The organism is Devosia rhodophyticola (assembly GCF_028816475.1).
In the GTDB taxonomy this organism is placed as follows: Bacteria; Pseudomonadota; Alphaproteobacteria; order Rhizobiales; family Devosiaceae; genus Devosia; species Devosia rhodophyticola.
Genome location: NZ_CP118247.1, coordinates 3247252 through 3269755, shown reverse-complemented (window position 1 = coordinate 3269755; position 22504 = coordinate 3247252). Strand labels below are relative to the sequence as shown.

At 57.5% G+C, this 22504-nt stretch carries 20 protein-coding genes, 1 tRNA gene and 1 pseudogene; 5 read left to right on the top strand and 17 right to left on the bottom strand.

What is annotated here, in order from left to right; all coding sequences use genetic code 11:
* Positions 1–33: 33 nt before the first annotated feature.
* Positions 34–3520: pseudogene (mfd, locus tag PSQ90_RS16050) on the bottom strand (transcription-repair coupling factor).
* The gene (locus PSQ90_RS16045) at positions 3517–3795 is read right to left on the bottom strand and encodes an FAD assembly factor SdhE (protein ID WP_282211258.1); all 279 of its coding nucleotides are present in this window, start codon (positions 3793–3795) and stop codon (positions 3517–3519) included. Before PSQ90_RS16045 ends, mfd begins: the two are co-directional and overlap by 4 nt.
* Before the next feature lie 171 nt (positions 3796–3966).
* Here PSQ90_RS16045 and recG point away from each other — a divergent pair, with 171 nt between their 5' ends.
* Positions 3967–6075 (top strand): ATP-dependent DNA helicase RecG, encoded by a 2109-nt coding sequence (recG, locus tag PSQ90_RS16040; RefSeq protein WP_282211257.1) that lies wholly within the window; start codon positions 3967–3969, stop codon positions 6073–6075.
* Between the two features lie 3 nt (positions 6076–6078).
* Here the strand turns inward: recG and glmS are convergent, their stop codons facing one another.
* Together glmS and glmU are read right to left on the bottom strand one after the other, a co-directional pair.
* The gene (gene glmS / locus PSQ90_RS16035; RefSeq protein ID WP_282211256.1) at positions 6079–7905 is read right to left on the bottom strand and encodes a glutamine--fructose-6-phosphate transaminase (isomerizing); all 1827 of its coding nucleotides are present in this window, start codon (positions 7903–7905) and stop codon (positions 6079–6081) included.
* 3 nt (positions 7906–7908) lie between these two features.
* Entirely contained in the window at positions 7909–9267 is a 1359-nt protein-coding gene (gene glmU / locus PSQ90_RS16030) for a bifunctional UDP-N-acetylglucosamine diphosphorylase/glucosamine-1-phosphate N-acetyltransferase GlmU (protein WP_282211255.1), read from the bottom strand.
* Between the two features lie 134 nt (positions 9268–9401).
* Here glmU and PSQ90_RS16025 point away from each other — a divergent pair, with 134 nt between their 5' ends.
* Positions 9402–10172, top strand: coding sequence for a hypothetical protein (locus PSQ90_RS16025; protein ID WP_282211254.1), 771 nt, complete (start codon positions 9402–9404; stop codon positions 10170–10172).
* 33 nt (positions 10173–10205) lie between these two features.
* Here the strand turns inward: PSQ90_RS16025 and PSQ90_RS16020 are convergent.
* A tRNA-Lys gene (locus PSQ90_RS16020) sits at positions 10206–10280 on the bottom strand.
* A gap of 249 nt (positions 10281–10529) precedes the next feature.
* Between PSQ90_RS16020 and PSQ90_RS16015 the strand changes: the two genes are divergently transcribed.
* Entirely contained in the window at positions 10530–11210 is a 681-nt protein-coding gene (locus PSQ90_RS16015) for an outer membrane protein (protein ID WP_282211253.1), read from the top strand.
* A 156-nt stretch (positions 11211–11366) separates the two neighbouring features.
* Here the strand turns inward: PSQ90_RS16015 and map are convergent, their stop codons facing one another.
* The 7 genes from map to coaD form a co-directional block, all read right to left on the bottom strand.
* On the bottom strand, positions 11367–12125 hold the full coding sequence (gene map, locus PSQ90_RS16010; protein ID WP_282211252.1) for a type I methionyl aminopeptidase: 759 nt from the start codon (positions 12123–12125) through the stop codon (positions 11367–11369).
* Positions 12122–13771, bottom strand: coding sequence for a glucose-6-phosphate isomerase (pgi, locus tag PSQ90_RS16005; RefSeq protein WP_282211251.1), 1650 nt, complete (start codon positions 13769–13771; stop codon positions 12122–12124). Before pgi ends, map begins: the two co-directional genes overlap by 4 nt.
* Before the next feature lie 37 nt (positions 13772–13808).
* Positions 13809–14936: a tRNA guanosine(34) transglycosylase Tgt gene (gene tgt, locus PSQ90_RS16000; protein WP_282211250.1), complete on the bottom strand. Its 1128-nt coding sequence runs from the start codon at positions 14934–14936 to the stop codon at positions 13809–13811.
* Positions 14933–16015 carry a tRNA preQ1(34) S-adenosylmethionine ribosyltransferase-isomerase QueA gene (queA, locus tag PSQ90_RS15995; RefSeq protein WP_282213100.1) on the bottom strand — a complete coding sequence of 361 codons (1083 nt, stop codon included), beginning with the start codon at positions 16013–16015 and terminating at the stop codon, positions 14933–14935. The genes tgt and queA overlap by 4 nt, the downstream gene beginning before the upstream one ends.
* Positions 16016–16101: 86 nt before the next feature.
* Positions 16102–16581 carry a peptidylprolyl isomerase gene (locus tag PSQ90_RS15990; RefSeq protein ID WP_282211249.1) on the bottom strand — a complete coding sequence of 160 codons (480 nt, stop codon included), beginning with the start codon at positions 16579–16581 and terminating at the stop codon, positions 16102–16104.
* A gap of 42 nt (positions 16582–16623) precedes the next feature.
* Positions 16624–17205: a peptidylprolyl isomerase gene (locus tag PSQ90_RS15985; RefSeq protein WP_282211248.1), complete on the bottom strand. Its 582-nt coding sequence runs from the start codon at positions 17203–17205 to the stop codon at positions 16624–16626.
* Positions 17202–17726, bottom strand: coding sequence for a pantetheine-phosphate adenylyltransferase (gene coaD, locus PSQ90_RS15980; protein ID WP_282211247.1), 525 nt, complete (start codon positions 17724–17726; stop codon positions 17202–17204). The genes PSQ90_RS15985 and coaD overlap by 4 nt, the downstream gene beginning before the upstream one ends.
* Before the next feature lie 140 nt (positions 17727–17866).
* On the opposite strand from coaD, the gene PSQ90_RS15975 reads away from it, so the two are divergent.
* Positions 17867–18757, top strand: coding sequence for a DMT family transporter (locus PSQ90_RS15975; protein WP_282211246.1), 891 nt, complete (start codon positions 17867–17869; stop codon positions 18755–18757).
* A 24-nt stretch (positions 18758–18781) separates the two neighbouring features.
* Here the strand turns inward: PSQ90_RS15975 and PSQ90_RS15970 are convergent, their stop codons facing one another.
* From PSQ90_RS15970 to PSQ90_RS15950, 5 genes are read right to left on the bottom strand one after another with little or no spacing between them, the layout of a single operon-like run.
* Positions 18782–19075, bottom strand: a complete 294-nt coding sequence (locus PSQ90_RS15970; protein WP_282211245.1) for a DUF1330 domain-containing protein — start codon at positions 19073–19075, stop codon at positions 18782–18784.
* A 2-nt stretch (positions 19076–19077) separates the two neighbouring features.
* Positions 19078–20580 (bottom strand): Asp-tRNA(Asn)/Glu-tRNA(Gln) amidotransferase subunit GatB, encoded by a 1503-nt coding sequence (gatB, locus tag PSQ90_RS15965; protein ID WP_282211244.1) that lies wholly within the window; start codon positions 20578–20580, stop codon positions 19078–19080.
* On the bottom strand, positions 20577–21104 hold the full coding sequence (locus PSQ90_RS15960) for a GNAT family N-acetyltransferase (protein WP_282211243.1): 528 nt from the start codon (positions 21102–21104) through the stop codon (positions 20577–20579). Before PSQ90_RS15960 ends, gatB begins: the two co-directional genes overlap by 4 nt.
* The gene (locus tag PSQ90_RS15955) at positions 21101–21610 is read right to left on the bottom strand and encodes a GNAT family N-acetyltransferase (protein WP_282211242.1); all 510 of its coding nucleotides are present in this window, start codon (positions 21608–21610) and stop codon (positions 21101–21103) included. The genes PSQ90_RS15960 and PSQ90_RS15955 overlap by 4 nt, the downstream gene beginning before the upstream one ends.
* An 11-nt stretch (positions 21611–21621) precedes the next feature.
* Positions 21622–21933: a chorismate mutase gene (locus tag PSQ90_RS15950; RefSeq protein ID WP_282211241.1), complete on the bottom strand. Its 312-nt coding sequence runs from the start codon at positions 21931–21933 to the stop codon at positions 21622–21624.
* Positions 21934–22229: 296 nt separating this feature from the next.
* On the opposite strand from PSQ90_RS15950, the gene PSQ90_RS15945 reads away from it, so the two are divergent.
* Positions 22230–22487: a YjhX family toxin gene (locus PSQ90_RS15945; RefSeq protein ID WP_282211240.1), complete on the top strand. Its 258-nt coding sequence runs from the start codon at positions 22230–22232 to the stop codon at positions 22485–22487.
* Positions 22488–22504: the final 17 nt, after the last annotated feature.

Sequence of the window (22504 nt, the reverse complement as noted above, 5' to 3'; positions counted from 1 at the left end):
CGTCCGAGAGGTAAATATTTGCCGCGAAAGTGCTCATCCGTCAGCGTTTTCGGCCAGTTTGGCCATTCGCGACAATATGCCCGCGGCCCCTTTGAGGCGCGCTTCGGCGGTTGGCCAGTTGCGCGCGAACACTAGTTTTTGATCAGGTTTGATCCGAACTTGATTGGCGACATCAGAAACCAGCCTGACCAGAGCCACCGGATTCGGAAATTCATTATTGCGCAAAGTTATCACTGCTCCCTTCGGACCGGCGTCCACTTTCTCAACATTTGCAACCCTGCACAAGGCTTTGACAAGGATGACTTTGAGCAGACCTTCAACTTCCTCGGGTAAAGGCCCGAACCGGTCGATCAACTCTGCGCCCGCCGCATCAATTTCGCGCACATCCGAAAGGTCGCCCAACTGTCGGTAAAGCTGCATCCGTACTTGCAGATCCGGCACATAGGTCTCTGGAATCATCACCGGCATGCCAAGCGATATCTGGGGGCTCCATTCATTATCGTCCTGATATTCCCCCTCCCCGCTGCGCAGGTTCGCCACGGCTTCTTCCAGCATCGACTGATAAAGTTCGAACCCGACCTCGCGAATATGGCCTGATTGCTCGTCGCCCAGCAAATTGCCGGCCCCGCGTATATCCAGATCGTGGCTTGCCAGTTGAAAGCCTGCACCAAGACTTTCTAGTGATTGCAACACGCCGAGACGCCGCTCTGCTGTATCGGTCATTTTCCGATCAGGTGGCACGGTAAACAGCGCGTAAGCCCGTGCCTTGGACCGACCGATACGGCCACGTATCTGATAAAGCTGGGCCAACCCGAAATTGTCGGCTCGGTGAACGATCAGCGTATTGGCGTTTGGAATATCCAACCCGGATTCAACAATTGTTGTCGCTACCAGCACGTCAAACTTGCCATCATAGAAGGCATTCATGATGTCATCGAGCTGCCCCGGCGCCATTTGCCCATTGGCAATCACGAAGGAAACCTCTGGCACTTGAGCGATCAGGAACTCGGCAATCTCGGTCTGATCCTTGATCCGTGGTACCACATAAAATGACTGCCCACCGCGATATTTCTCCCGCAACAGCGCCTCACGCACACTCAACGGGTCAAACGGCGAAATGAATGTGCGGATCGCCAGTCGGTCGACCGGCGGCGTGGCCAGCAGCGACAAATCCCGCACGCCGGTCAGTGCCAGCTGCAAGGTTCGCGGAATCGGCGTCGCCGTCAGGGTCAGAACATGCACATTGTCCTTGAGTTCTTTGAGGCGCTCCTTGTGGCCAACGCCAAAGTGCTGCTCTTCATCAATGATCAGCATGCCAAGATTTTTGAAGCTTATTGATTTGGCCAGCAGGGCGTGCGTACCGATGACAATATCGACCTGACCATCTGCCAGCCCTTCCTTGGTCGCTTTCATCTCGGCCGATGTCACCAGCCGGGATGCATGCTGCACATTGACCGGCAACCCGGCGAAACGCTCCTTGAAGGTCTTGAAATGCTGCCGGGCCAATAGAGTGGTTGGCACGACGACCGCAACTTGTTGACCGCCAAGGGCCACTGCAAATGCTGCCCGCAACGCAACTTCGGTCTTGCCGAACCCGACATCGCCGCACACCAGCCGGTCCATCACTTTGCCAGCGGTCAAATCTTCAAACACCGCGTCGACCGCCGCCAACTGATCCTCGGTTTCCTCATAGGGAAACCGCGCTACGAATTCGTCATAGGCACCCGGGTGGATTTCAACTGGGTCGGAACGACTGAGCAGTCGTGCCGCTGCAATCCTGATCAATTGTTCCGCCATCTCGCGGATACGTTTTTTGAGGCGTCCCTTCTTGGCCTGCCAGGCAACGCCGCCCAGCTTGTCCAGCTGCGCCCCGGCGTCCTCCGCACCATAGCGCGACAGCAGTTCGATATTTTCTACCGGTAGATAGAGCTTTGTATCGCCCGCATATTCGATCTCGACACATTCATGCGGCGCCCCGCCCGCGTAAATGACCTTGAGGCCTAAAAACCGGCCGATACCATGATCGACATGCACCACCAGATCGCCCGCAGCCAAACTGGTAGCTTCCGTCAGCGCATCGCTGGCCTTCTTCTTGCGTTGCGCCCGCAAAATGCGCTCGCCAAGAATGTCCTGCTCGGAAAAAACCAGCAAGTCCTTGGTTTCAAACCCGGATTCAAGTCCCAACACCACTAGAGACGTGGTCGCAGCGCTAGTGCTTGCGGCATCGCGCCAATTTTCGGCCAACCGCGGATTGGTCAGTCCATGGTCCTTGAGCACCTGCACCATGCGGTCGCGGGTGCCCTCGCTCCAACATGCAATGATGGTGCGACGCCCGGCGCGGCGTTCCGCCATTAGCCGCTCAACAACTGCTTCAAACAGATTGGTATCGGTTGCTGCACGTTCGGCGGCAAAACTGGGCGCTATATGCCCACCCTCATCGTCGTTCGCATTGGGCGCCAGAAACGGCGACAATTGTACGACGCTGGCTCCCGCCAACGCGTAAGGATGGTCGTCCACCGCATACAGCAAGGCAGGCGGAACAGGCTTGTACGGTGCCCCGCTACCGGCCACCTGCGGCGTCACCCGTGCAGTTTCGCGCGCCTCGTAATAGTCGTCAATCTGCCCCCGCCGATCCGAGTAGGCCTCAATCGCCTGATCATCGAAAACAAACGGCGCATCACCGCAATATTGAGCCAGCGTGTCCAGGTGATCATAAAAAAACGGCAACCAGTGCTCGCTACCTGAATAGCGCGCACCGCCGCTGACAGCCGCATAAAGCTGATCGTCAGCGGTATTACCACCAAAGCTGCGGGTATAATTTTGCCGGAAGCGCTTGATCGTCTCTTGGGTCAAGACGAGTTCGCTCATCGGCGTCAAATCGATGTGCTTAAGCGTTCCATTGGTGCGCTGTGTGTCGGAATCAAATGTACGAATAGATTCAAGCGTCTGCCCGAAAAAGTCAGAATCGAAGTGGGAACTCGGCATTGGCTGGAAACAGATCAACCAACCCGCCACGCACCGCATATTCGCCCGACTCCCGAACCGTCGGCACCCGCAGATAGCCATTATTGGCCGCCCAGCCAATCAGCTTTTCGCTGTCCACCATGCGGCCTGAAACCGCTGAAAACGACATGCCAGCCACAACATCGCGCGGCGGTAGTCGCTGGATCAACGCGTTGACTGCCGTCAGCACCACCACACCCTTAACCCCACCCGAGGTCAACGCCGCAAGTGTATTCATCCGCGCCGCGATCGTCACCCCGTTCGGCGAGACCCTGTCGTAGGGCAGACAATCCCAGGCAGGTAGTGTAAGTACCGGATGGCCGGGCAACATCTGGCTCAAAATCTCCGCCATACGCTGCAAACGCCGTCCATCGCGCGCTACAAAAACGACGCTGGCCGCGTCATCCGGCGCCACCTTCAATCGCTCCTCAACCAGCCGCGCCAAAACCATGGGCTGCATGCCGTCGGGCACATTCGATAGCGTGCGCGTTGGCTTGATCGGAACCATCTCGTTCATGAACGCGCCCGCACGCTATGGTCGGCAATGACTATGTCGAGAAAGGCCCGGTCAACATTTTCCGGCGGCACCGCCTGCCCCATGACCCAGGTTAGAAGCGCTGGATCCTCCTCGCTCATCAGCTTCTCCAGCCGATCCAACCCCTCGGAATTCATCGATTCGACATGGGCATCCGCAAACGGCCCCAGTACCAGATCCATCTCCCGCGTTCCGCGATGCCACGCGCGATAGCGTATCATCTTGCGGCGAATAGCAATGTCGTCACCGGCAGTCATTGAGCGCCATGATCCTGAGTGATGGTTGATTGGACCGCTTTCATATCGTCATTGCACCCGCTTGTCAGTATTTTGCGCGCAATTCGATCAATGCCTGACCAACAGCACCTTAGGGCTTGGGCAACAACGCACCTGCGGCTAGCTTGAAGGCGCAACAGGAAACCCCGAATCGTGTCTCGCCCGACCAGTCTCGACCCGCTCTTTCGCTCGCTTCACACCATTAAAGGGGTGGGCGACAAATTGGCTGCGCTGCTCAGCCGCTTTTTCGGCGCGCCCGACGGTCAGGAGGCCATCGCCCTCGATATCCTGATGCATATGCCAGCAAGCGTCGTTGATCGCAGTCGGCAGGTTGGCATTGCCGACGCCTACCTCAATCAGATCGTTACCTTGAAACTGCTCATCGACCGTCACCAGCCTGCGCCGCGCAATCGCCAGTATGTGCCCCATCGCGTCTTCGCCCACGACGAATCCGGCGAAATCCAGCTGGTCTTTTTCCGCGCCCACGGCGGTTGGGTCGAAAAATCCCTGCCGGTCGGCGAAGAGCGCTACGTTTCCGGCCAGATCGGTTTTTTCAATGGCGAGAAGCAGATCACCCATCCAGACTATATCGTTGAACCCGACAAGTTCTCGACGCTACCTCTCGTCGAACCAATATACCCGCTCACCAATGGTCTCAGCTCCAAGGCGCTCTCTAAACTGGTGCGGCAGGTTGTAGAAACCATTCCCTCTATCCCCGAGTGGATCCCACCCGCCACTGTCGCCAATTTCAATTGGCCCGATTTCTCGACCGCCATGCATGCTGTTCACGTCCCGGATGCGCCTGCCGACGCCGAACTCTGGGGTCCAGCTCGGATGCGTCTGGCCTATGATGAATATTTCGCCGGCCAATTGACGCTGCAGCTGATCCGCTCATCCATGGTCGCCGCGCGCGGCGTTGCCCGCACCTTTACTGGCGAGATCACCACCCGCGTCACCGACACCCTGCCCTTTTCCCTCACCGCCGGCCAACTCGCGGCGATAGACGAAATCCGTACCGATCTCGGCTCCTCCGACCGTATGTCGCGCTTGCTCCAGGGCGATGTCGGCTCGGGCAAAACCGTTGTTGCCCTTATGGCGATGGCCGCCATGGCCGAAAGCGATGCCCAGTCTGCCTTGATGTCACCCACCGAAATTTTGGCCACCCAGCACTACAAGACACTCAAGCCACTGTGCGATGCAGCCGGTATCGGCATAGCCCTGCTCACGGGCAAAATGGGCGCAGCCGAACGTCGCTCGATCCTTGCTGGCCTCGCCAATGGCCAAACGACCATAGCTGTTGGCACACACGCGCTATTCCAGTCCGGCGTTGATTTTGACAATCTGGGCCTCAATGTCGTTGACGAACAACATAGATTTGGCGTCCATCAGCGTCTCGCTTTGTCCGAAAAAGGTCGTCACACCGATTTGCTGGTTATGACCGCAACCCCGATCCCGCGAACCCTCGTCCTCACCCATTTTGGCGATATGGCTGTCAGTACCCTGCGCGAAAAACCCAAGGGCCGCCAACCCATCGACACCGCCGTCGTTTCCGCCGCCGACTATTCCCGGGTCGTCGAGCGCCTCCGCGCCCGTCTGGAGGAAGGTGCTCAGGCCTTTTGGGTCTGCCCTCTGGTTGAAGAAAGCGAACATCTGGACGTCGTATCTGCCGAAGACCGATTTGCTGAACTGCAAAAAGCGTTTGGCGATCAGGTAGCGCTTGTCCATGGGCGAATGAGCGCTTCTGCCAAGCAGGCAGCCATGCAGCGATTTGTTGCCAACGAAGTCAAATTATTGGTCGCCACCACCGTCATCGAGGTGGGCGTCGATATCCCCAACGCGTCGATCATGATCATCGAGCATGCCGAACGTTTCGGCCTGGCCCAACTCCACCAACTTCGCGGCCGCGTCGGGCGCGGTGCCATTCGCTCCGCCTGTCTGCTGCTCTACAAGGATCCCTTGAGCGAAACCGCCAAGGCCCGCCTTGAAACCATCAAATCAACCGAAGACGGCTTTATCATCGCCGAGCGCGATCTCGAACTGCGCGGTCAGGGCGATGTCCTGGGCACCCGCCAGTCCGGCATGCCCGGCTATCGCCTTGCCGTGCCAGATGTTCATCGCCACCTGATCGACTATGCGCACGACGACGCAAAGGCCGCTCTTGCCAAAAATCCGGGCCTGACCGGTCCCGAAGGCGACGCCCTGCGCACCCTGCTCTATGTCTTCCGCAAAGACCTCGCCATCCCGCTCATTCGCGCGGGATAAGATCTATTCCACCGTCACTGACTTGGCCAGATTGCGCGGCTGATCAACGTCGGTCCCCATTGCCACAGCTGTATGATAGGCCAGCAACTGCACGGGTATCAGTGCCAGAATCGGCGCCACAAAATTCGATACCTGCGGTATCAGGATGGTTTCCGCGACACCTTGCCCAACGGTAGCCGCGCCCGCTTCGTCGGTAATCAGAATAATCTTGCCGCCACGCGCCGCCACTTCCTGCATGTTGGACAGCGTCTTGTCGACCAGCTCGTCAGACGGTGCGACCACAATCACCGGCATCGCTTCATCAACCAGCGCAATCGGCCCGTGCTTGAGTTCCCCGGCTGCATAGCCTTCGGCATGAATATAGGAAATTTCCTTGAGCTTGAGCGCCCCCTCCATGGCAATCGGGAACATCACCCCGCGACCAAGATAAAGCACGTCCTTGGCCTTGGAGAGTTTTTTGGCAATCTCGACGATCCGGTCTTCTTGCCCCAAAGCGCGCGAAACGGCGTTTGGCACCGAAATAAGCGCCCGCACAAGGTCCGCTTCCTGCTCAGCGTTCAGCACCCCGCGCGCCCGGCCCGCAGCAATGGCAAGACTGGCCAGGGCCGTCAATTGAGCCGACAGCGCTTTGGTCGAAGCCACGCCGATCTCGGGCCCACACAAGATCGGAAACACCACATCGGATTCCCGCGCGATGGTCGATTCCTGCGTGTTGACCAGTGATGCAACGTGCTGCCCCTGCGCGGCGCAATAGCGCAAGGCGGCTAAAGTGTCCGCCGTTTCGCCCGATTGCGAAATGAAGAGCGAAAGCCCGCCCATTTCCATCGGTGGCTCGCGATAGCGAAATTCCGATGCCACATCGATATCGACCGGCAGGCGCGCATAGCGCTCAAACCAGTATTTTGCCACGGCACCAGCAAAATAGGCGGTCCCGCAGGCACTGATCGTCAATCGGGTCAATTTGGCAAAGTCGAACGGCATCGTTTCGCGGATGGAAACCTTCTCCGCGCCCATATCCACATAATGGCTCAGCGTGTGCGAAATGGTTTCTGGCTGTTCGTAAATTTCCTTGGCCATGAAATGGCGGTGGTTGCCGCGATCCACCAGCAGCGCCGAAACCTGCGACAATTGCCGCGCGCGCTCAACGACCGCCCCATCCATATCGCGAATAACAACGCTGGTCGGCGTAATCACCGCCCAGTCGCCATCCTCGAGATAAGCAAGCTTGGCTGTAAACGGCGCCAGCGCCATCGCATCGGACCCGAGATACATCTCGCCCTCGCCAAACCCGATGGCCAAAGGCGCGCCGCTACGGGCCGCAATCAAAAGATTTTCGTCGCCCTTGAACATGAAAGCGAGCGCAAATGCCCCGCGCAATTGCTTGAGCGTATTGGCAACCGCCTGCTCGGGCGCCACGCCACGATCCAGTTCCCGCGTAACCCACAGCGCCACGGACTCGGTGTCCGTCTGCGTCTTGGGGGAATAACCATCCCTGGCCAGGTCCTCCAGCAGCTGACGGAAATTTTCAATAATGCCATTATGGACAATTGCAACCCGCTCAGTCGCATGCGGGTGCGCATTCTGCTCGGTCGGCGCGCCGTGGGTTGCCCAACGGGTGTGGCCGATGCCAATCCGCCCCACCAGCGGATCGCCCACCAGTTTCTGCGCCAGATTGCCCAGTTTGCCTTCGGCCCGCCGTCGACCGATAAGGCCACCATCCAGCGTTGCAATCCCGGCACTGTCATAGCCGCGATATTCCAGCCGCCGGAGCGCATCGACTAGCCTGTCGGCAACCGGCCCGCTGCCCACAATTCCAACAATACCGCACATCGGCTATTTCTCCTTGGTCTTGCTGGCCTTCAACGCCGCTGCTCGTTCAAACACCGCCTTGCCGCGACCTGCCTTGTTGGTCTGGCGCGCTCGCCCCAAAGCCAATGCATCAGCTTCCACATCTTCGGTAATTACGCTGCCGCTGGCGACCAAAGCACCTTCACCAATATTGACCGGGGCCACCAGGGAGGTGTTGGAGCCAATAAAGGCGTTGGCACCAATCACCGTTTGGGCCTTGTTGTACCCGTCATAGTTCACGGTGATGACCCCGGCGCCAATATTAACATCAGCGCCGACAATGGCGTCGCCGACATAACTCAGGTGACTGATCTTGGCACCCGCCCCGACGTCAGCCTTCTTGATCTCGACAAAATTGCCCACCTTGGCACCGGCACCAATATTGGCCGCCGGGCGCAATCGCGCGAATGGCCCCACCGATGCCTTCGGCCCAATATGAGCGCCTTCGATATGCGAGAACGCATGGATCGTTGCGCCCTCATCAATCACGACGCCAGGCCCAAACACCACATTGGGTTCAATCACCACATCACGTGCAATCTCGGTGTCGTAAGAAAAATAGACGCTGCGCGGGTCACGCAAAGTCACGCCCGCCGCCATGAAGTCGTCGCGGCGCACGTCCTGAAACAGCCCTTCCGCCCGCGCCAACTGGGCCCGATCATTGACGCCCATCACATCGTTTTCTGGCGCAACGCCATAGCCAACCTTGTGTCCCGCATCATTGGCCAACCCAACCATGTCGGTCAGATAGTATTCGCCCTGCACATTGTCATTGCCCAGCTTGCCGATCAGATCGCGGAAAACTTCAGCCCGAAACGCCAGGATACAGGCGTTGCACAAGCCTATTTGCCGCTCATTGTCGCTCGCGTCCTTATGCTCTCGTATCGCCAATAACCGCTCACCTTCGGTGATAAAGCGCCCGTAGCCCGTGGGGTCGTTCGGTTCAAACCCCAGAATTGCCACATCCAGCCCCGCGTCGAGCCGATCAAGCACCACCCGGAAATTTTCGCCTCGCAGCAATGGATGGTCACCATAAACCACCGCGACGTAACCCGAAGCGTCGGCAAATGCGTCGCGCGCCATGGCCGCCGCGTGCCCGGTGCCTTTGGCTTCACTCTGCTCGAAAAACTGGATATCGGGGTCCATGGCCCCGACAACATCGCGGATCGACTGGTGTTCAGGACCGGTGACCATGGCAATACGGTTTGAACCAGCTCTGCGGGCCGCCCGAGCCACATGCCCCACGATGGGCATGCCACCCACAGGATGCAGAACCTTGGTGGTTGTCGATCGCATCCGCGTGCCCTCGCCCGCAGCCAGAATAATCGACAGCAAATCAGTCATGGTCCACTTCTCCAGGCACAGCAAAATTCAGTTGCGCAAATATATCGCACGCTTCCGTTGGCGAACCGCTAACGTGTCAGCAATGGTATCATCATCCGACGCATTGATTCGACTGTCTGCCACGGAGTCCGGCATTGGCTAAAGCATCCGCCCAATTTCAGCAATCCGACATCGCCATTTGGGGAATTGTGGCGCTGGCTTGTTGCGGCATTGCCGTGATGAGCGCCAACATCTCAGCCATTTTGCCAGCAGAAATTCTCTCGGGCCTGCACGCTACCCGCTTGCAGGGTGCCAACCTCGAACAATTGCGGGGCCAGGTCGGCGACCTGCGCAATGAAGCCACCCGCCTCCGTCGCGAAAACAATACCTTGGTGACGCGTTTTTCACTACAGGAACAGGCCAACAATGAAGTCACGCGTCGCGTTGGCTCCCTTGAGGTCAGCCTGCCAAAACTTCTCGAAGCGCTGCCCCCTTCGGCCCAGATTGATCGCTCTGCACTGACCGGCGGCATCAAGGAAGGCGAATCATTGTCCTATGACGCCGACGGCGGCTCGGTGAAAATTCGCCAGCAACCGCTGGAAACCCTCAACTCGTCCGCTCAGCAACCCATTCCCGCACCGCTCGACGCACCCACGGTAACGCCCGACGAAAATGCCTTTGGCATCGCCATTGGCCACAGCGTGCCCTTCTCCGAGGCGCAGTCCGAATGGGAAGATCTTTCAATCAAATTGGGACCATTGCTGTTCGGCCTGGGCCCCTTGCTGGTTGATCAGGTCAATACGGAAAACAAGCGTATCGTGGTCGGGCCCATTACCCAGATGAGCGAAGCGACAGCGCTTTGTTCCCGGCTCGAGCGCATATCGATTGCCTGCATGCCGGTTCCGTTTTCCGGAACCCCGCTTTAGGGCAATGATCGTCCAAACCGTCATGGGGAAAGATGGTATGCCGGGAGGGGGTCGAACCCTCGACCATTCGATTAAAAGTCGAATGCTCTACCACTGAGCTACCGGCACACGCAGACGCCTTTGGCGTCGCGGCGGAACATAGCTACTGGCCCTGTTCTGTCAACCGCAATAACGCAGCAAATACGCGCCGCCCACATTCTATCGCCACTTTGTGCCCCAAGTAACTGACCAAACTTGGTTAATCCAAGCCTAATCCATTCATTCAATGTTTACGTACAATTAGCCCTTCCAACCGTTCGTCTTGGACACTGCTGCGCTCGTTTGCGATGATCGCGACACCAAAAATGAGACAATCCCATGCAAAAATCTTTTTCGGCGGCGCTCGTTCTGAGCGCCTGCATCGCCATTTTCTCGACGGCAGCCCAGGCGCAGGATGGAGGTTGGGTTGATCCATCTTCCAGCGTCGCCTACGGCGGCTCCGCATTCACTTGGGATGGCTTTTACGCAGGCGGCAGTCTTGGCTATGGCTTTGGCAGCGTAACCTCGACCGCGACCGGCACCAGCCAGCAAAACGACATGCGCGGCTTCGGCGGCGGCGCACAGGCCGGTTTCAATTTCAGCCTCGGTGGCTTCATACTTGGCGGCGAAATCGACGGCCAATTCACCAACATAAACCACACCCAGACGGTGGCCGGCATCACCAACAGCTCATTTGGCCTCGACTATTATGGCACAGCCCGCGCCCGCGCCGGTCTCGCCTACAATCAGTTCATGCCCTTCATTACCGCTGGATATGCCATTGGTCGCGGTACCGGCAGCTATTCCCAACTCGGTGGCACATTCTCCCAGTCGCAAAACCATTCCGGATGGACCGCTGGCGTCGGCGTGGAGTACGCCGCGAGCGAACAAGTCAGCATCAAGCTCGAATACGACTACACCGATCTCGGCACCCAAACCTACTTCAGCGGTGCTGGCGCGCCGACCGACACAAGCTTCCGTTTCGGTGCCATTCGGCTCGGCGCAAACTTTCATTTTTAGCGCGCCATCGGGGAACCAAACCGGCTCTACGGATATTGTTCAAGCGATGCGGCGCGCGTCAATCGGACAAGGCGGCAGAGGGAACAGGACGGTTTTTCCGATTTCCCGACCTGACCAACGCATGGGTAGCCGAGCCCTTACCCCGCCCGCGCCGCATCACCCTTGCGGCACAGTCACAATCACCGGTCCACGCTTGGTCGCCACAATCGTGTGCTCATATTGCACGCACGGCGCTTTGGGATCACTCACCAGCGTCCATCCATCATCCAGATCACTGTCACGCGCATATTTGCCGCCCAACGACAGGAATGGCTCGATGGTGAAAACCAGCCCTTCGTCGATATTGCGCCGCTCGGATTTGTCCGGCCACGTCGGAATTTCACCCGGCTCATCGTGCAGGCTTTCGCCAACCCCGTGGCTGGCCAGATTGGTGATAAGCGTGTAGCCGCCCTTCTTGGCGAATTTGCCTATCGCCTTGCCAATATTGGCCAGCGGTGCCTTGGGCGCAACCTCACGGATGCCCGCCCACATCGCTTTGCGCCCATCCCGACACAGACGCATCAACACCTCGTTTTGCGGCGGGACTACGTAGGAAGCCCCCATATCTGCAAAATAACCATCTTTCTCCGCCGAAACATCAATATTGACCAGATCGCCTGGCCCGATCACCCGGTCCCCTGGAATGCCGTGCGCCACTTCCTCATTGATCGAAATGCAGGTGGCGCCAGGAAAATCATACGTCAGCTGGGGCGCTGAACGTGCACCGGCCTGCTCGAGCAATATCCGCCCCAGATCATCCAGTTCCGCCGTCGTCATACCGGGGCGAAGCGCTTCAGCCATCTTGTTGAGAACCACAGCACAAATACTACCGATGGTCTTGAGCTTATCAAGTTGCTCGTCACTGGTAACAATCAATCCTGTTGATCCTTGTTGGCCAAATAATAGCCCAGCAATCCCTGCGTCGAACTATCATGCCCCTCGCCCGAAACCTTACCCTCGACCTTAGGCAACAGTGCCTTTGCCAACTGTTTGCCCAGCTCAACCCCCCATTGATCGAACGAATTGACGTTCCAGATCACGCCTTGCACAAAAACCTTGTGCTCATAAAGTGCAATCAGACTACCCAGCGTTTCGGGCGTCAGCTTTTGATAAAACAGCGTGTTGGAGGGGCGATTGCCCGGAAACACCTTATGCGGGGCCATCGCCTTGATTTCTGCCTTCGATAGCCCCTGCGCCCTGAGTTCCTCTGTCACTTCCTCGATCGTCTTGCCCAGCATCAGCGCTTCAGACTGCGCCAACACGTTGGCCACCAACTTGTCGTGATGCGGCGGCAAGGATTCTTGCGGTCGAGCGGCAATAAGGAAATCCAGCGGAATAACATCGGTACCCTGATGGATCAGTTGATAAAACGCATGCTGCCCGTTGGTGCCCGGCTCGCCCCAGACGATGGGACCCGTAGACCAGTTGACGGCCTTGCCCGACAGCGTCACCGACTTGCCGTTCGATTCCATATCCTGCTGCTGCAAATAGGCCGCAAAACGCGACAGGCGTTGATCATAGGGCAGCACCGCATGGGTCGAAAAACCCCAGACATTGCGATACCAGACCCCCAACACCGCCATGATCACTGGCAAATTCTTTTCCAGCGGTTCGCTCAAAAAATGCCGGTCCATCGCGTCGGCGCCCCTGAGCAGCTTTTCGAAATTTTCAAACCCAACCGCCAGCGCAATCGGCAGGCCAATCGCTGACCAGACCGAATAGCGCCCGCCAACCCAGTCCCAGAACCCAAACGTGCGGTCGCTGCGAATGCCAAATTTACCTGTGGCCTCAAGGTTGGTCGAAACGGCGGCAAAATGATCATTGACCGCCGCGTCGCCCAGAGAACCCGAGAGCCACGCCCGCGCCGAGGCGGCGTTGGTCATCGTTTCGTCGGTAGAAAATGTCTTGGAGGCAATAACAAACATAGTGCGGGCCGGATCAAGGCCCTTGAGCGTGTCATGAATATGCGCCCCATCAACATTGGACACATAGTGCGCCCGCAATTCGGCGCGCCCATAGGGCGACAACGCCAGCGTGACCATAGCGGGTCCAAGATCGGAGCCGCCAATGCCAATATTGACGATATCGGTGAACTGCTCGCCCGTATGCCCACGGATATCCCCACCACGCACCGCGTCGGTAAACTGCTTCATATGCGCCAGCACGTCGCGCACGCCCGGCATGACGTCCTCACCATCCACCGGGATCGGATGATCGCCCTGATAGCGCAGCGCCATGTGCATGACGGCGCGATCTTCCGTCACATTGATATGCTCGCCCTCGCACATTGCGGTGCGATGCCCTTCGACATCAGCAGCCCGCGCAAGGTCGAACAAGGCGGCCATGGCGTCTTCATCGATGCGATTTTTTGAATAATCGAGAAGGATATCCCCCGCCTGCGCCGAATAGCGCTTGAACCGGTTCGGATCGAGCGCAAACTGCACGCGCATTGGTTGATCTTCCAGCCGCTTCTTGTGCTTGGTCAGCGCCGCAAAGGCAGCCTTGCGTCCGAATTTGGCCATATCGCGATGAACCCTTCATGTTGCGAAGTACTATTAGCTAAAGTAGTGGCAGGTCGCCCGCGGACCAGCTTGCCCGGGTTTGCGCAGCAAAATCGGTAAATCCACCGCGTTCGATTGCCGCCCGCGCGCCTTGCACAAGTTCCTGATAATAGGCCAGATTGATCTGTGACAGGATCATGGCCCCCAGGATCTCTTCGGTCCGCACCAGATGGTGCAGATAGGCGCGCGAAAACCGTCGACAGTTTGAATTCGGCGAGGCTTCGTCGATCGGCCGATGATCGTCCTTATGCCGTGCATTTTTCAAATTGATGACGCCGAACCGCGAATAGACATGCCCATGTCGGCCCGCCCGCGTCGGATGCACACAGTCAAACATGTCGATACCACGCCCAATGGCGCCCAAAATATCGTCTGGCTTGCCAACACCCATCAGATAATGCGGACGGTCCTCGGGCAATTCCGGCACGATTTCATCCAGAACCCGAAACATCACTTCCTGTGGTTCACCCACCGCAAGACCGCCAACCGCATAACCATCAAACCCGATAGAGGTCAGCCCTTGGGCAGATCGAGCCCGCAGCGAGGCATCGTCGCCCCCTTGCACAATGCCGAACAATGCCCGGTTGGCTTGATTGTTGAACGCGGACTTGGATCTGTCTGCCCACCGCAACGACAATTCCATCGCCCGCTCGATTTCTTTACGCTCAGCTGGCAGCGAAATGCACTCATCGAGTTGCATGATGATATCGCTGTCAAGAAGCGTCTGGATCTTGATCGAACGCTCGGGCGTCAACTCATGCGAGGACCCATCAATATGGGATTTGAAGGTCACGCCATGTTCGGTCAGCTTGCGCAACTGGCTCAACGACATGACCTGAAATCCGCCGCTGTCAGTCAGGATCGGCCGTTCCCAATCCATGAATGTGTGCAGGCCACCCAGCCCCGCCACCCGTTCCGCGCCCGGCCGCAGCATCAAATGATATGTATTGCCCAAAACAATGTCGGCGCCCGTCTCGCGCACTTGTTCGGGATACATCGCTTTGACGGTGCCGGCGGTGCCGACAGGCATGAACGCCGGGGTCTGGATATCGCCTCGGGGCGTGTCAATGCGGCCACGCCGGGCTGCACCATCGGTGGCGACTAGGGTAAAGCTGACTTGTTTCATTCGTCTTCTGGTTCTGGCTGTTCAGCCCGCAATAGCAGGGATGAGTCGCCATAGGAATAGAAGCGGTAGCCATCGTTAATAGCGTACTCATACGCTTCACGCATCAAGCCCATGCCGGAAAACGCTGAAACCAGCATGAACAAGGTCGATTTGGGCAGGTGAAAATTCGTCATCAACGCATCAACTGTACGAAATCTATAGCCCGGCGTGATGAAAATATCGGTGTCGCCACTAAACGCGCGCAGCGTCCCTGTAGCCTGGGAAGCCGCTTCCAAAAGGCGCAGGCTTGTGGTGCCAACCGCCACGACGCGATGCCCCGCCTCTCGCGCCGCAACAATGCGCGCCACGGTATCGGCGTCAATCACGCCCCATTCCGAATGCATCACATGGTCGCGCGTGTCATCCACCTTCATCGGCAAAAATGTGCCCGCACCAACGTGCAGCGTAATCCGCTCGATCACCACGCCCTTGTCTTGCAGGCGTTCCAGCAGCGCATCGGTAAAATGCAAACCCGCCGTCGGCGCAGCAACCGCGCCGTCCTTGCGTGCATAAACGGTCTGATAATCAGTCTTGTCGCGCTCTTCAGCGTCGCGCTTGGCACCAATATAGGGTGGCAGCGGCATCGCGCCGTGCGCCTTGATCGCCTCGTCGAGAACCGCCCCACCCAATTCGAATTCAAGGGTAACTTCGCCGGTATCGCCCTTGCCCGAAACCTTGGCGACAAGCGCGTCGGCCTCCCCATTGCCCAGCGCCAGCCGATCCAGCAGTGCCAGACGCTTGGCGGGGCGCGCGAAGGCCCGCCAGGTGTACGCATCAACCCGCTTGTGCAGGTTGAACGATACGTTGGCGCGATTCTCGCCCCGAATGCGTTGCCCCTTTAGTTCAGCAGGCAGCACGCGCGTGTCATTAATAACCAGAACGTCGCCCGCCCTGAGCAGCCGTTCGAGGTCTGGCACATGCCGGTCTGATAACCCGTGGACGGGATCAACCACCAACAGGCGCGCGCTGTCGCGCGGTTCAGCCGGATGCAATGCAATCAGACGCTCGGGCAACTCGAAATCAAAATCGGAAACGCGCATGGGCTCATCGCAATTTTCGGCTGGCATGAACAAGATCGGCGGCGCAGGCAAAACCCACGCCGCCGAACGAAAATCAGGTGTTGGTATTAAGCAGCGATGTCGGCTGCAACTTTAACCGAAACCATATTGTCAGGGTTCTGCACAGGCTCGCCGCGCTTGATCTTGTCGACATTCTCCATGCCTTCAACGACCTTGCCCCAGACAGTGTACTGCTTGTTCAAGAATGGCGCGTCGTCGAAGCAGATGAAGAATTGCGAGTTGGCACTGTCGGGATTGGACGAGCGGGCCATCGACGTCGTGCCGCGCACATGTGGCTCAGCATTGAATTCCTGCTTCAGGTCTGGATACTTCGAACCACCTGTACCGCGACCCTGCGGACAACCGGTCTGCGCCATGAAGCCTTCGATTACGCGATGGAACACGATGCCATCGTAAAAGCCTTCGCGCGCCAGCTTCTTGATATGCGCAACATGGTTTGGCGCGAGGTCGGGGCGCATGGCAATAACCACATTGCCCTGCGAGGTTTCAATGACGAGGGTGTTTTCGGGATCGGCGTAATCGGCCATGAGGCTCACTTCCTGTTGTTTGTGAAAATGCAGGTAGCGCTGCTACTCGCGGTATTCAATGGTTGCTTTCACGATCTTGTCGGGATTTGCAACCGTGCCGTTCTGTTCTTGGGAACCTTTTTTCAGCCGGTCGACAAATTCCATGCCCGAAACCACCTTGCCGAACACGGTATATTGCCCGTTCAGAAAGCTGCCATCAGCGAACATGATGAAGAACTGAGAATTGGCGCTATTGGGGTCTTGCGAACGCGCCATGCCCACAGTGCCGCGCACAAATGGCTCACTGGTGAACTCGGCATTAATGTCCGGCAAATCAGATCCGCCCATACCCGTACCAGTCGGGTCGCCGGTTTGGGCCATGAAACCTTCAATCACGCGATGGAATACGATTCCATCATAAAAACCCTGCTCGGCCAGCGTGACGATTTGAGCCACGTGGTTCGGCGCTAGGCTGGGTTCCAGCTCAATATCAACCGTACCGGATTCAAGCTGCAGCATCATGTGCGGCGTGCCTGCCGGCGTCTGCGCCAACGCAGCACCCGGAAACAGACTGGCAACTACTGCGGCACCAGCAAATGCCACGGTGGCAATAAACGAGCGGCGCGACGATGAAAAAATATTCATGGGTTCAAAGCCTTGAGAACGATCTGTGGAACAAAGGCGGAAATATCGCCGCCCATCTGCGCTATCTGGCGCACCAATGTGGCCGAGATGTGCCGCACGTGCGGACTGGAGGGCAGGAAAACCGTCTGCAGGTCCGGCGCCATTTGCGCGTTCATGCCCACCATCTGCATTTCATAATTATAGTCGGTGGTATCGCGAAGGCCGCGAATGATCAGCTTGGCGCCATGGTCGCGCGCCGCATGCACCATCAGCCCGGAAAAATCCACGATCCTGAATTCGGTATCGGTGCGTTTGCCCACCGGCGCCAACACCTGCTCCAGCAGAACCAACCGCGCTTCATGCGCCAACAGGGGCTGTTTGGTCGCGTTGGAACCAACGGCCACCACCAGCGTATCCACCAGCTTGCAGGCCCGCTCAACAACATCAAGATGACCGTTGGTCACCGGATCAAATGAACCGGGGTAAAACCCCACCAGCTTGGCCACTTCTACTCTCCCCAGACTATTGCGCGTTTTTGTCATGGGTTGCCCCATTAGGCAAGCCAGCCCATCTGCCTCCATTTTGGCGTCCATAACGCATTTTGATCACACCCATTGTCAAAATCGGTTCGACCTGGCCATCTCACAGGAATAGCCTGCCACGTCTAACTGGAGTGGAATCAATGTCCGTGCGTGACTGGTTACTAATTATTTTCATCGGCAGCATCTGGGGTTGCTCGTTTTTGTTCAACGCCGTGCTCATTCGCGAAATCGGCCCCATCTGGGTATCCGCCGGACGCGTCTCCATTGCGGCAATTGCCAGTTGGCTTGCTCTGATGGCCATGAAAAAGCCCGTCCCCCGCGATCCGGCGCTGATCGGCAAACTCATGCTTCTAGGCGTTTTCAGTTATGCCATCCCCTTCACGCTCTTTCCCTTGGGCCAACAGGTCATCCCCAGTGGCCTGACCGCCATCATCAATGCCCTCACCCCGATCATGACTGTGATTGTTTCAAATTTCTGGCCCGGCGGCGAAAAAGCCAGCACCAACAAGAGCTTTGGCGTCCTGGCAGGCTTTGCCGGTGCCGCGCTGATCGCCTGGCCCGCGCTTTCGGCGGGCGGTTCCACCCGCCTCTGGGGCATTGCCGCCTGCCTGATGGCCACCATTCTTTATGCGATAACCCTAAACGTCGCCCGCAGCTTCAAGGCCGTCGAACCGACCGTTTTGGCAACAATCGCCCTGACCGGTGCCTCTATCGCTGCCGTGCCGGTCGCCCTGGTCGGCGAAGGCATTCCCCACGTAACCCACATCGAAACCTGGGCCGCATGGCTGGCGCTCGGCTTGATCTCAACCGCCTTGGCGTTCCAGATCATGTATCGGCTCCTGCCACGCATTGGGGCCACCAACTTCGCGTCCAACACCTTCATCGCGCCGGTGGTAGCCATCATGCTGGGTGTAACGCTCTTGGGCGAAACCCTGCAACCCTCGCACTATCTGGGCATGGCCGCGATCTTTGTTGGTCTGCTTCTAATAGATGGTCGCATCGTCCGACGCTGGCAACGCGCCAGCGTTTGAACGCTGGGGAACTGACGCAATCGCTTAAGCGTCAAAACCCTCGGCGATCACGAAATCCGCAACACTCGCCTTCAATCGCTTCTGCATGCCCTCTTGATAGGCATCGGAGTGGTAAGCGGCACGCGCGTGTTCAAGGCTTGGAAATTCGACGATCACCAGCCGCGACCGCGAACTGCCCTCAACCACCTCGCTTTGGCCACCCCGCACAATGAAATGCCCTTCATTGGCCACAAGGAACGGCCGAACGAACGCCTGATAAGCGCCATAGGCTTCAGTGTCCGTGATATCGAGACTGACGATCCAATAGCCCTTTGCCATGCCTATTCCAGCCCCAGTTTCTTCTTCATCAACTCATTAAGCGCCTTCGGATTGGCCTTGCCGCCTGACGCTTTCATCGCCTGACCGACAAACCAACCCACCATTGTCGGCTTGGCCAATACCTTGGCGACCTGATCCGGGTTGGCTGCAATGATCTCATCAATAATCGCCTCGATTGCGCCAGTATCGGTTACCTGCTTGAGGCCCTTGCGCTCCACCAATTCAGCGGGGTCCGCGTCCTTTTCATCGCTGAGAATCATCGCCAGCACATCCTTGGCGATCTTGGTCGAAATCGTGTCATTGGCGATCAGATCAACAATTCCCGCAATCTGACTCGGGGTCACATGGGTTTCCGCGAAACTGACCTGCTGCGTATTCGCATAGGCCGACAGATCTCCCATGATCAGATTGACCACCGCTTTGCCGTCTCGCGCCTTGTCACCAAACTTGACTGTGGTTTCGTAAAAATCAGCGGCCTCGCGGTCCAGCGTCAACACCATCGCATCATAGGGCGTCACACCATATTCGCCGACAAACCGCGCCCGCTTCTCATCAGGCAATTCAGGGATATGCGCCGCAAGGTCTGCAACGAACGCATCATCAAATTCGAGCGGCAGCAAATCGGGGTCCGGAAAATAGCGATAATCGTGCGCTTCTTCCTTGGAGCGCATCGAGCGCGTCTCGCCCAGCTTGGGATCAAACAGGCGCGTTTCCTGATCAATCGAGCCGCCGTCCTCCAAAATATCAATCTGGCGTCGCGCTTCATATTCAATCGCCTGCCCGGCAAACCGCACCGAGTTCACATTCTTGATTTCGCAGCGCGTGCCGAACTCGCCGCCCGGCCGCCGAACGGAAACATTGACGTCGGCGCGCATCGAACCCTGCTCCATATTGCCGTCGCAGGTGCCCAGATAGCGCAGGATCGTGCGCAATTTTGCCAGATATGTCTTGGCTTCTTCAGACGATCGCAGATCGGGCTTGCTGACAATTTCCATCAGCGCCACGCCCGAGCGGTTCAAATCCACAAAGCTCATATTGGGATGCTGATCGTGGATGGACTTGCCCGCATCCTGCTCCAGATGCAGCCGCTCAATACCAATCTCGATCTCGCCGTCCTCGCCCATATCGAGCAAGACCATGCCCTCGCCCACAATCGGGTCCTTGAACTGGGAAATCTGATAACCCTGCGGCAGGTCCGGATAGAAATAGTTCTTGCGATCAAAAACCGACCGCTTGTTGATCGCGGCCTTTAGGCCCAACCCGGTCCGAACCGCCTGGCGCACACATTCCTCGTTGATGGTTGGCAACATGCCTGGCATGGCGGAATCAACGAACGAAACATTAGAATTGGGCGCCTTGCCAAATTCGGTCGATGAACCCGAAAACAGCTTGCTCTCCGAGGTCACCTGCGCGTGCACTTCCATGCCGACAACAATTTCCCAATCCCCTGTTGCCCCGGCGATGAAATATTTGGGGTTGGGCGTGCGCGTATCGATGAGGCTCATGGTGCCGGAAACCTTGTGTCATTCGGCGGCTCGCGTTCAAAAGACTTCACGAGTCGCACTTTTTCCAATGCGTAGTTCAAACTGTCCGAATGCTTAAGGCCTTGCCAGACAATCTCATACCCCTGTCGGCGATAAAATCGGATCGCGCCAGAATTGCCAGCATAGGTCTCAAGCTCTGCGAACCTGTGTCCGGCTTTGCGGATATCGTTTTCCAGCTTCACAAGCAAGGCCGCACCAACACCCTGCCCCTGTGCCGATGGCGTCACCCACAAGTCCGAAATTCGAAAATCATCATGTTCGCGCGCGCCCCAACCCAAGGCTCGGTCATCGCGCCACGCCACCGTAATCAAATGAGCATACTCGCGACAGAACCGGCAAAATTCGGTTTCCAGTTCAAACCTGTCAGTGCGTCCCCTGTCAAAATCGGCAAAGGCGCTGGCTGACCATGCTCCGATGCCGACTGCGGCCAGAATTGGCGCCTCTCCGACACCCGCCCTTCGGAGCAAGAATTTTGCCGCCGTCATTCGTCGTCTGCAATCGCCCCCAAAAATGGCGACAGCGGCTTTTCCAGCCAGATGCTCAAATAGGCTCGATGTGCTGGTTGATCCGCCGGGCGCGACATAATGTGATAGCCTTGCTTTTCATAAAACCGCACAGCCCGGACATTGTCAGCCGGCGTTTCAAGTCGAACCCGGTCAGCGCCCGACAGTTCAATCATCGATTCCATGCGCCGCAACAGCATAGATCCGATACCGTGCCCCTGCATGTCGGGCGTCACAAACAGATATGGGATATAGGCGCGACCCGCCAATCGTGAGCACCACCCCACGACCTCGCGCTCCATTTCGGCAACGATGACGCGGTCCAGCGAAGCGCTGACGGCCTGTCTTAACCGCTGCATCTCGATCTCGCGCAAATTGGGCGCCGGGTCCAGGATCGGCAAAATACTGGTTTCCCAGGCCTGAAACCCGATCTCGATCAGGATCGAAGCATCTGTTGTCTCTGCTTTGCGGATGCTGACGGCCTGCATGCATTCCTCCGCTATCTCGCGCGTCGCGCGGCGATAATCCCCTTCTCGTAGTTGATGTTCCAGTCGATCAGGGTCCGCCACACAAGTTCAGCCTGATCTTCATCAAGATCAAGTGCCAAACTGCGTTCTCGTACGCGTTCAATGACAGACTCGATCCGTGCCGGATCGCGCGCCTCGTGCGGGTCGGTCTTGATCTCTGCCATCCGGGTCACATAGTGGTGCCGTTCAGCAAACAAATTTATCAATGCATGATCGATTCGGTCGATTTCAACCCGAACATCATCCTTGGTTACGCATTCAGTAGGCATTTTGGCACTTTTCACGACGTCATCCAATGCTCGTCCGGTCGTTGGTGTGGCCAGTTTGCACTGACCCCGCTTTAAATTCAAAATTTTCTCACGCCGTCGTTGGCGGCGCGATGTTTTGGGCATAACCTATGCTGGCAAAGAAGGCCAAGTTTATGTCTAACCAGTCTGAGACCCGCTAACGCCCCGTCCACGAGTTGACGGGGCCTAAACGAACTGGACGTCACCATGCGACTGCTGGTGGCGTGAGCGTTTGTTTGCGCGGATTGGTCGTAATTTGGCACGACTACCGCCCATTGCCGGGCATATTATTCATGGATATTTCCAGAGACGAACAGCGGGTGCTTCATGCACTTGCCCAGGGCGGTCGCATTGCGCTGCTCAAAGACCATAGGGGCAAGCCCATCGGGCTCGAGTTTTTCAATCGGGAGGGGTGGTTGATGTACAATTGCGACTTGCGCCTATTCAGAAAACTGAAAGCAAAAAAGGCGATCGCCTCGGCAAACGGCAAGCCTTATCGGATCACACGGCGCGGTCTCGAACTGGTGCGCAGCCAGGTCGATAATCGTTAGTTTGCCGCAGCTGACTG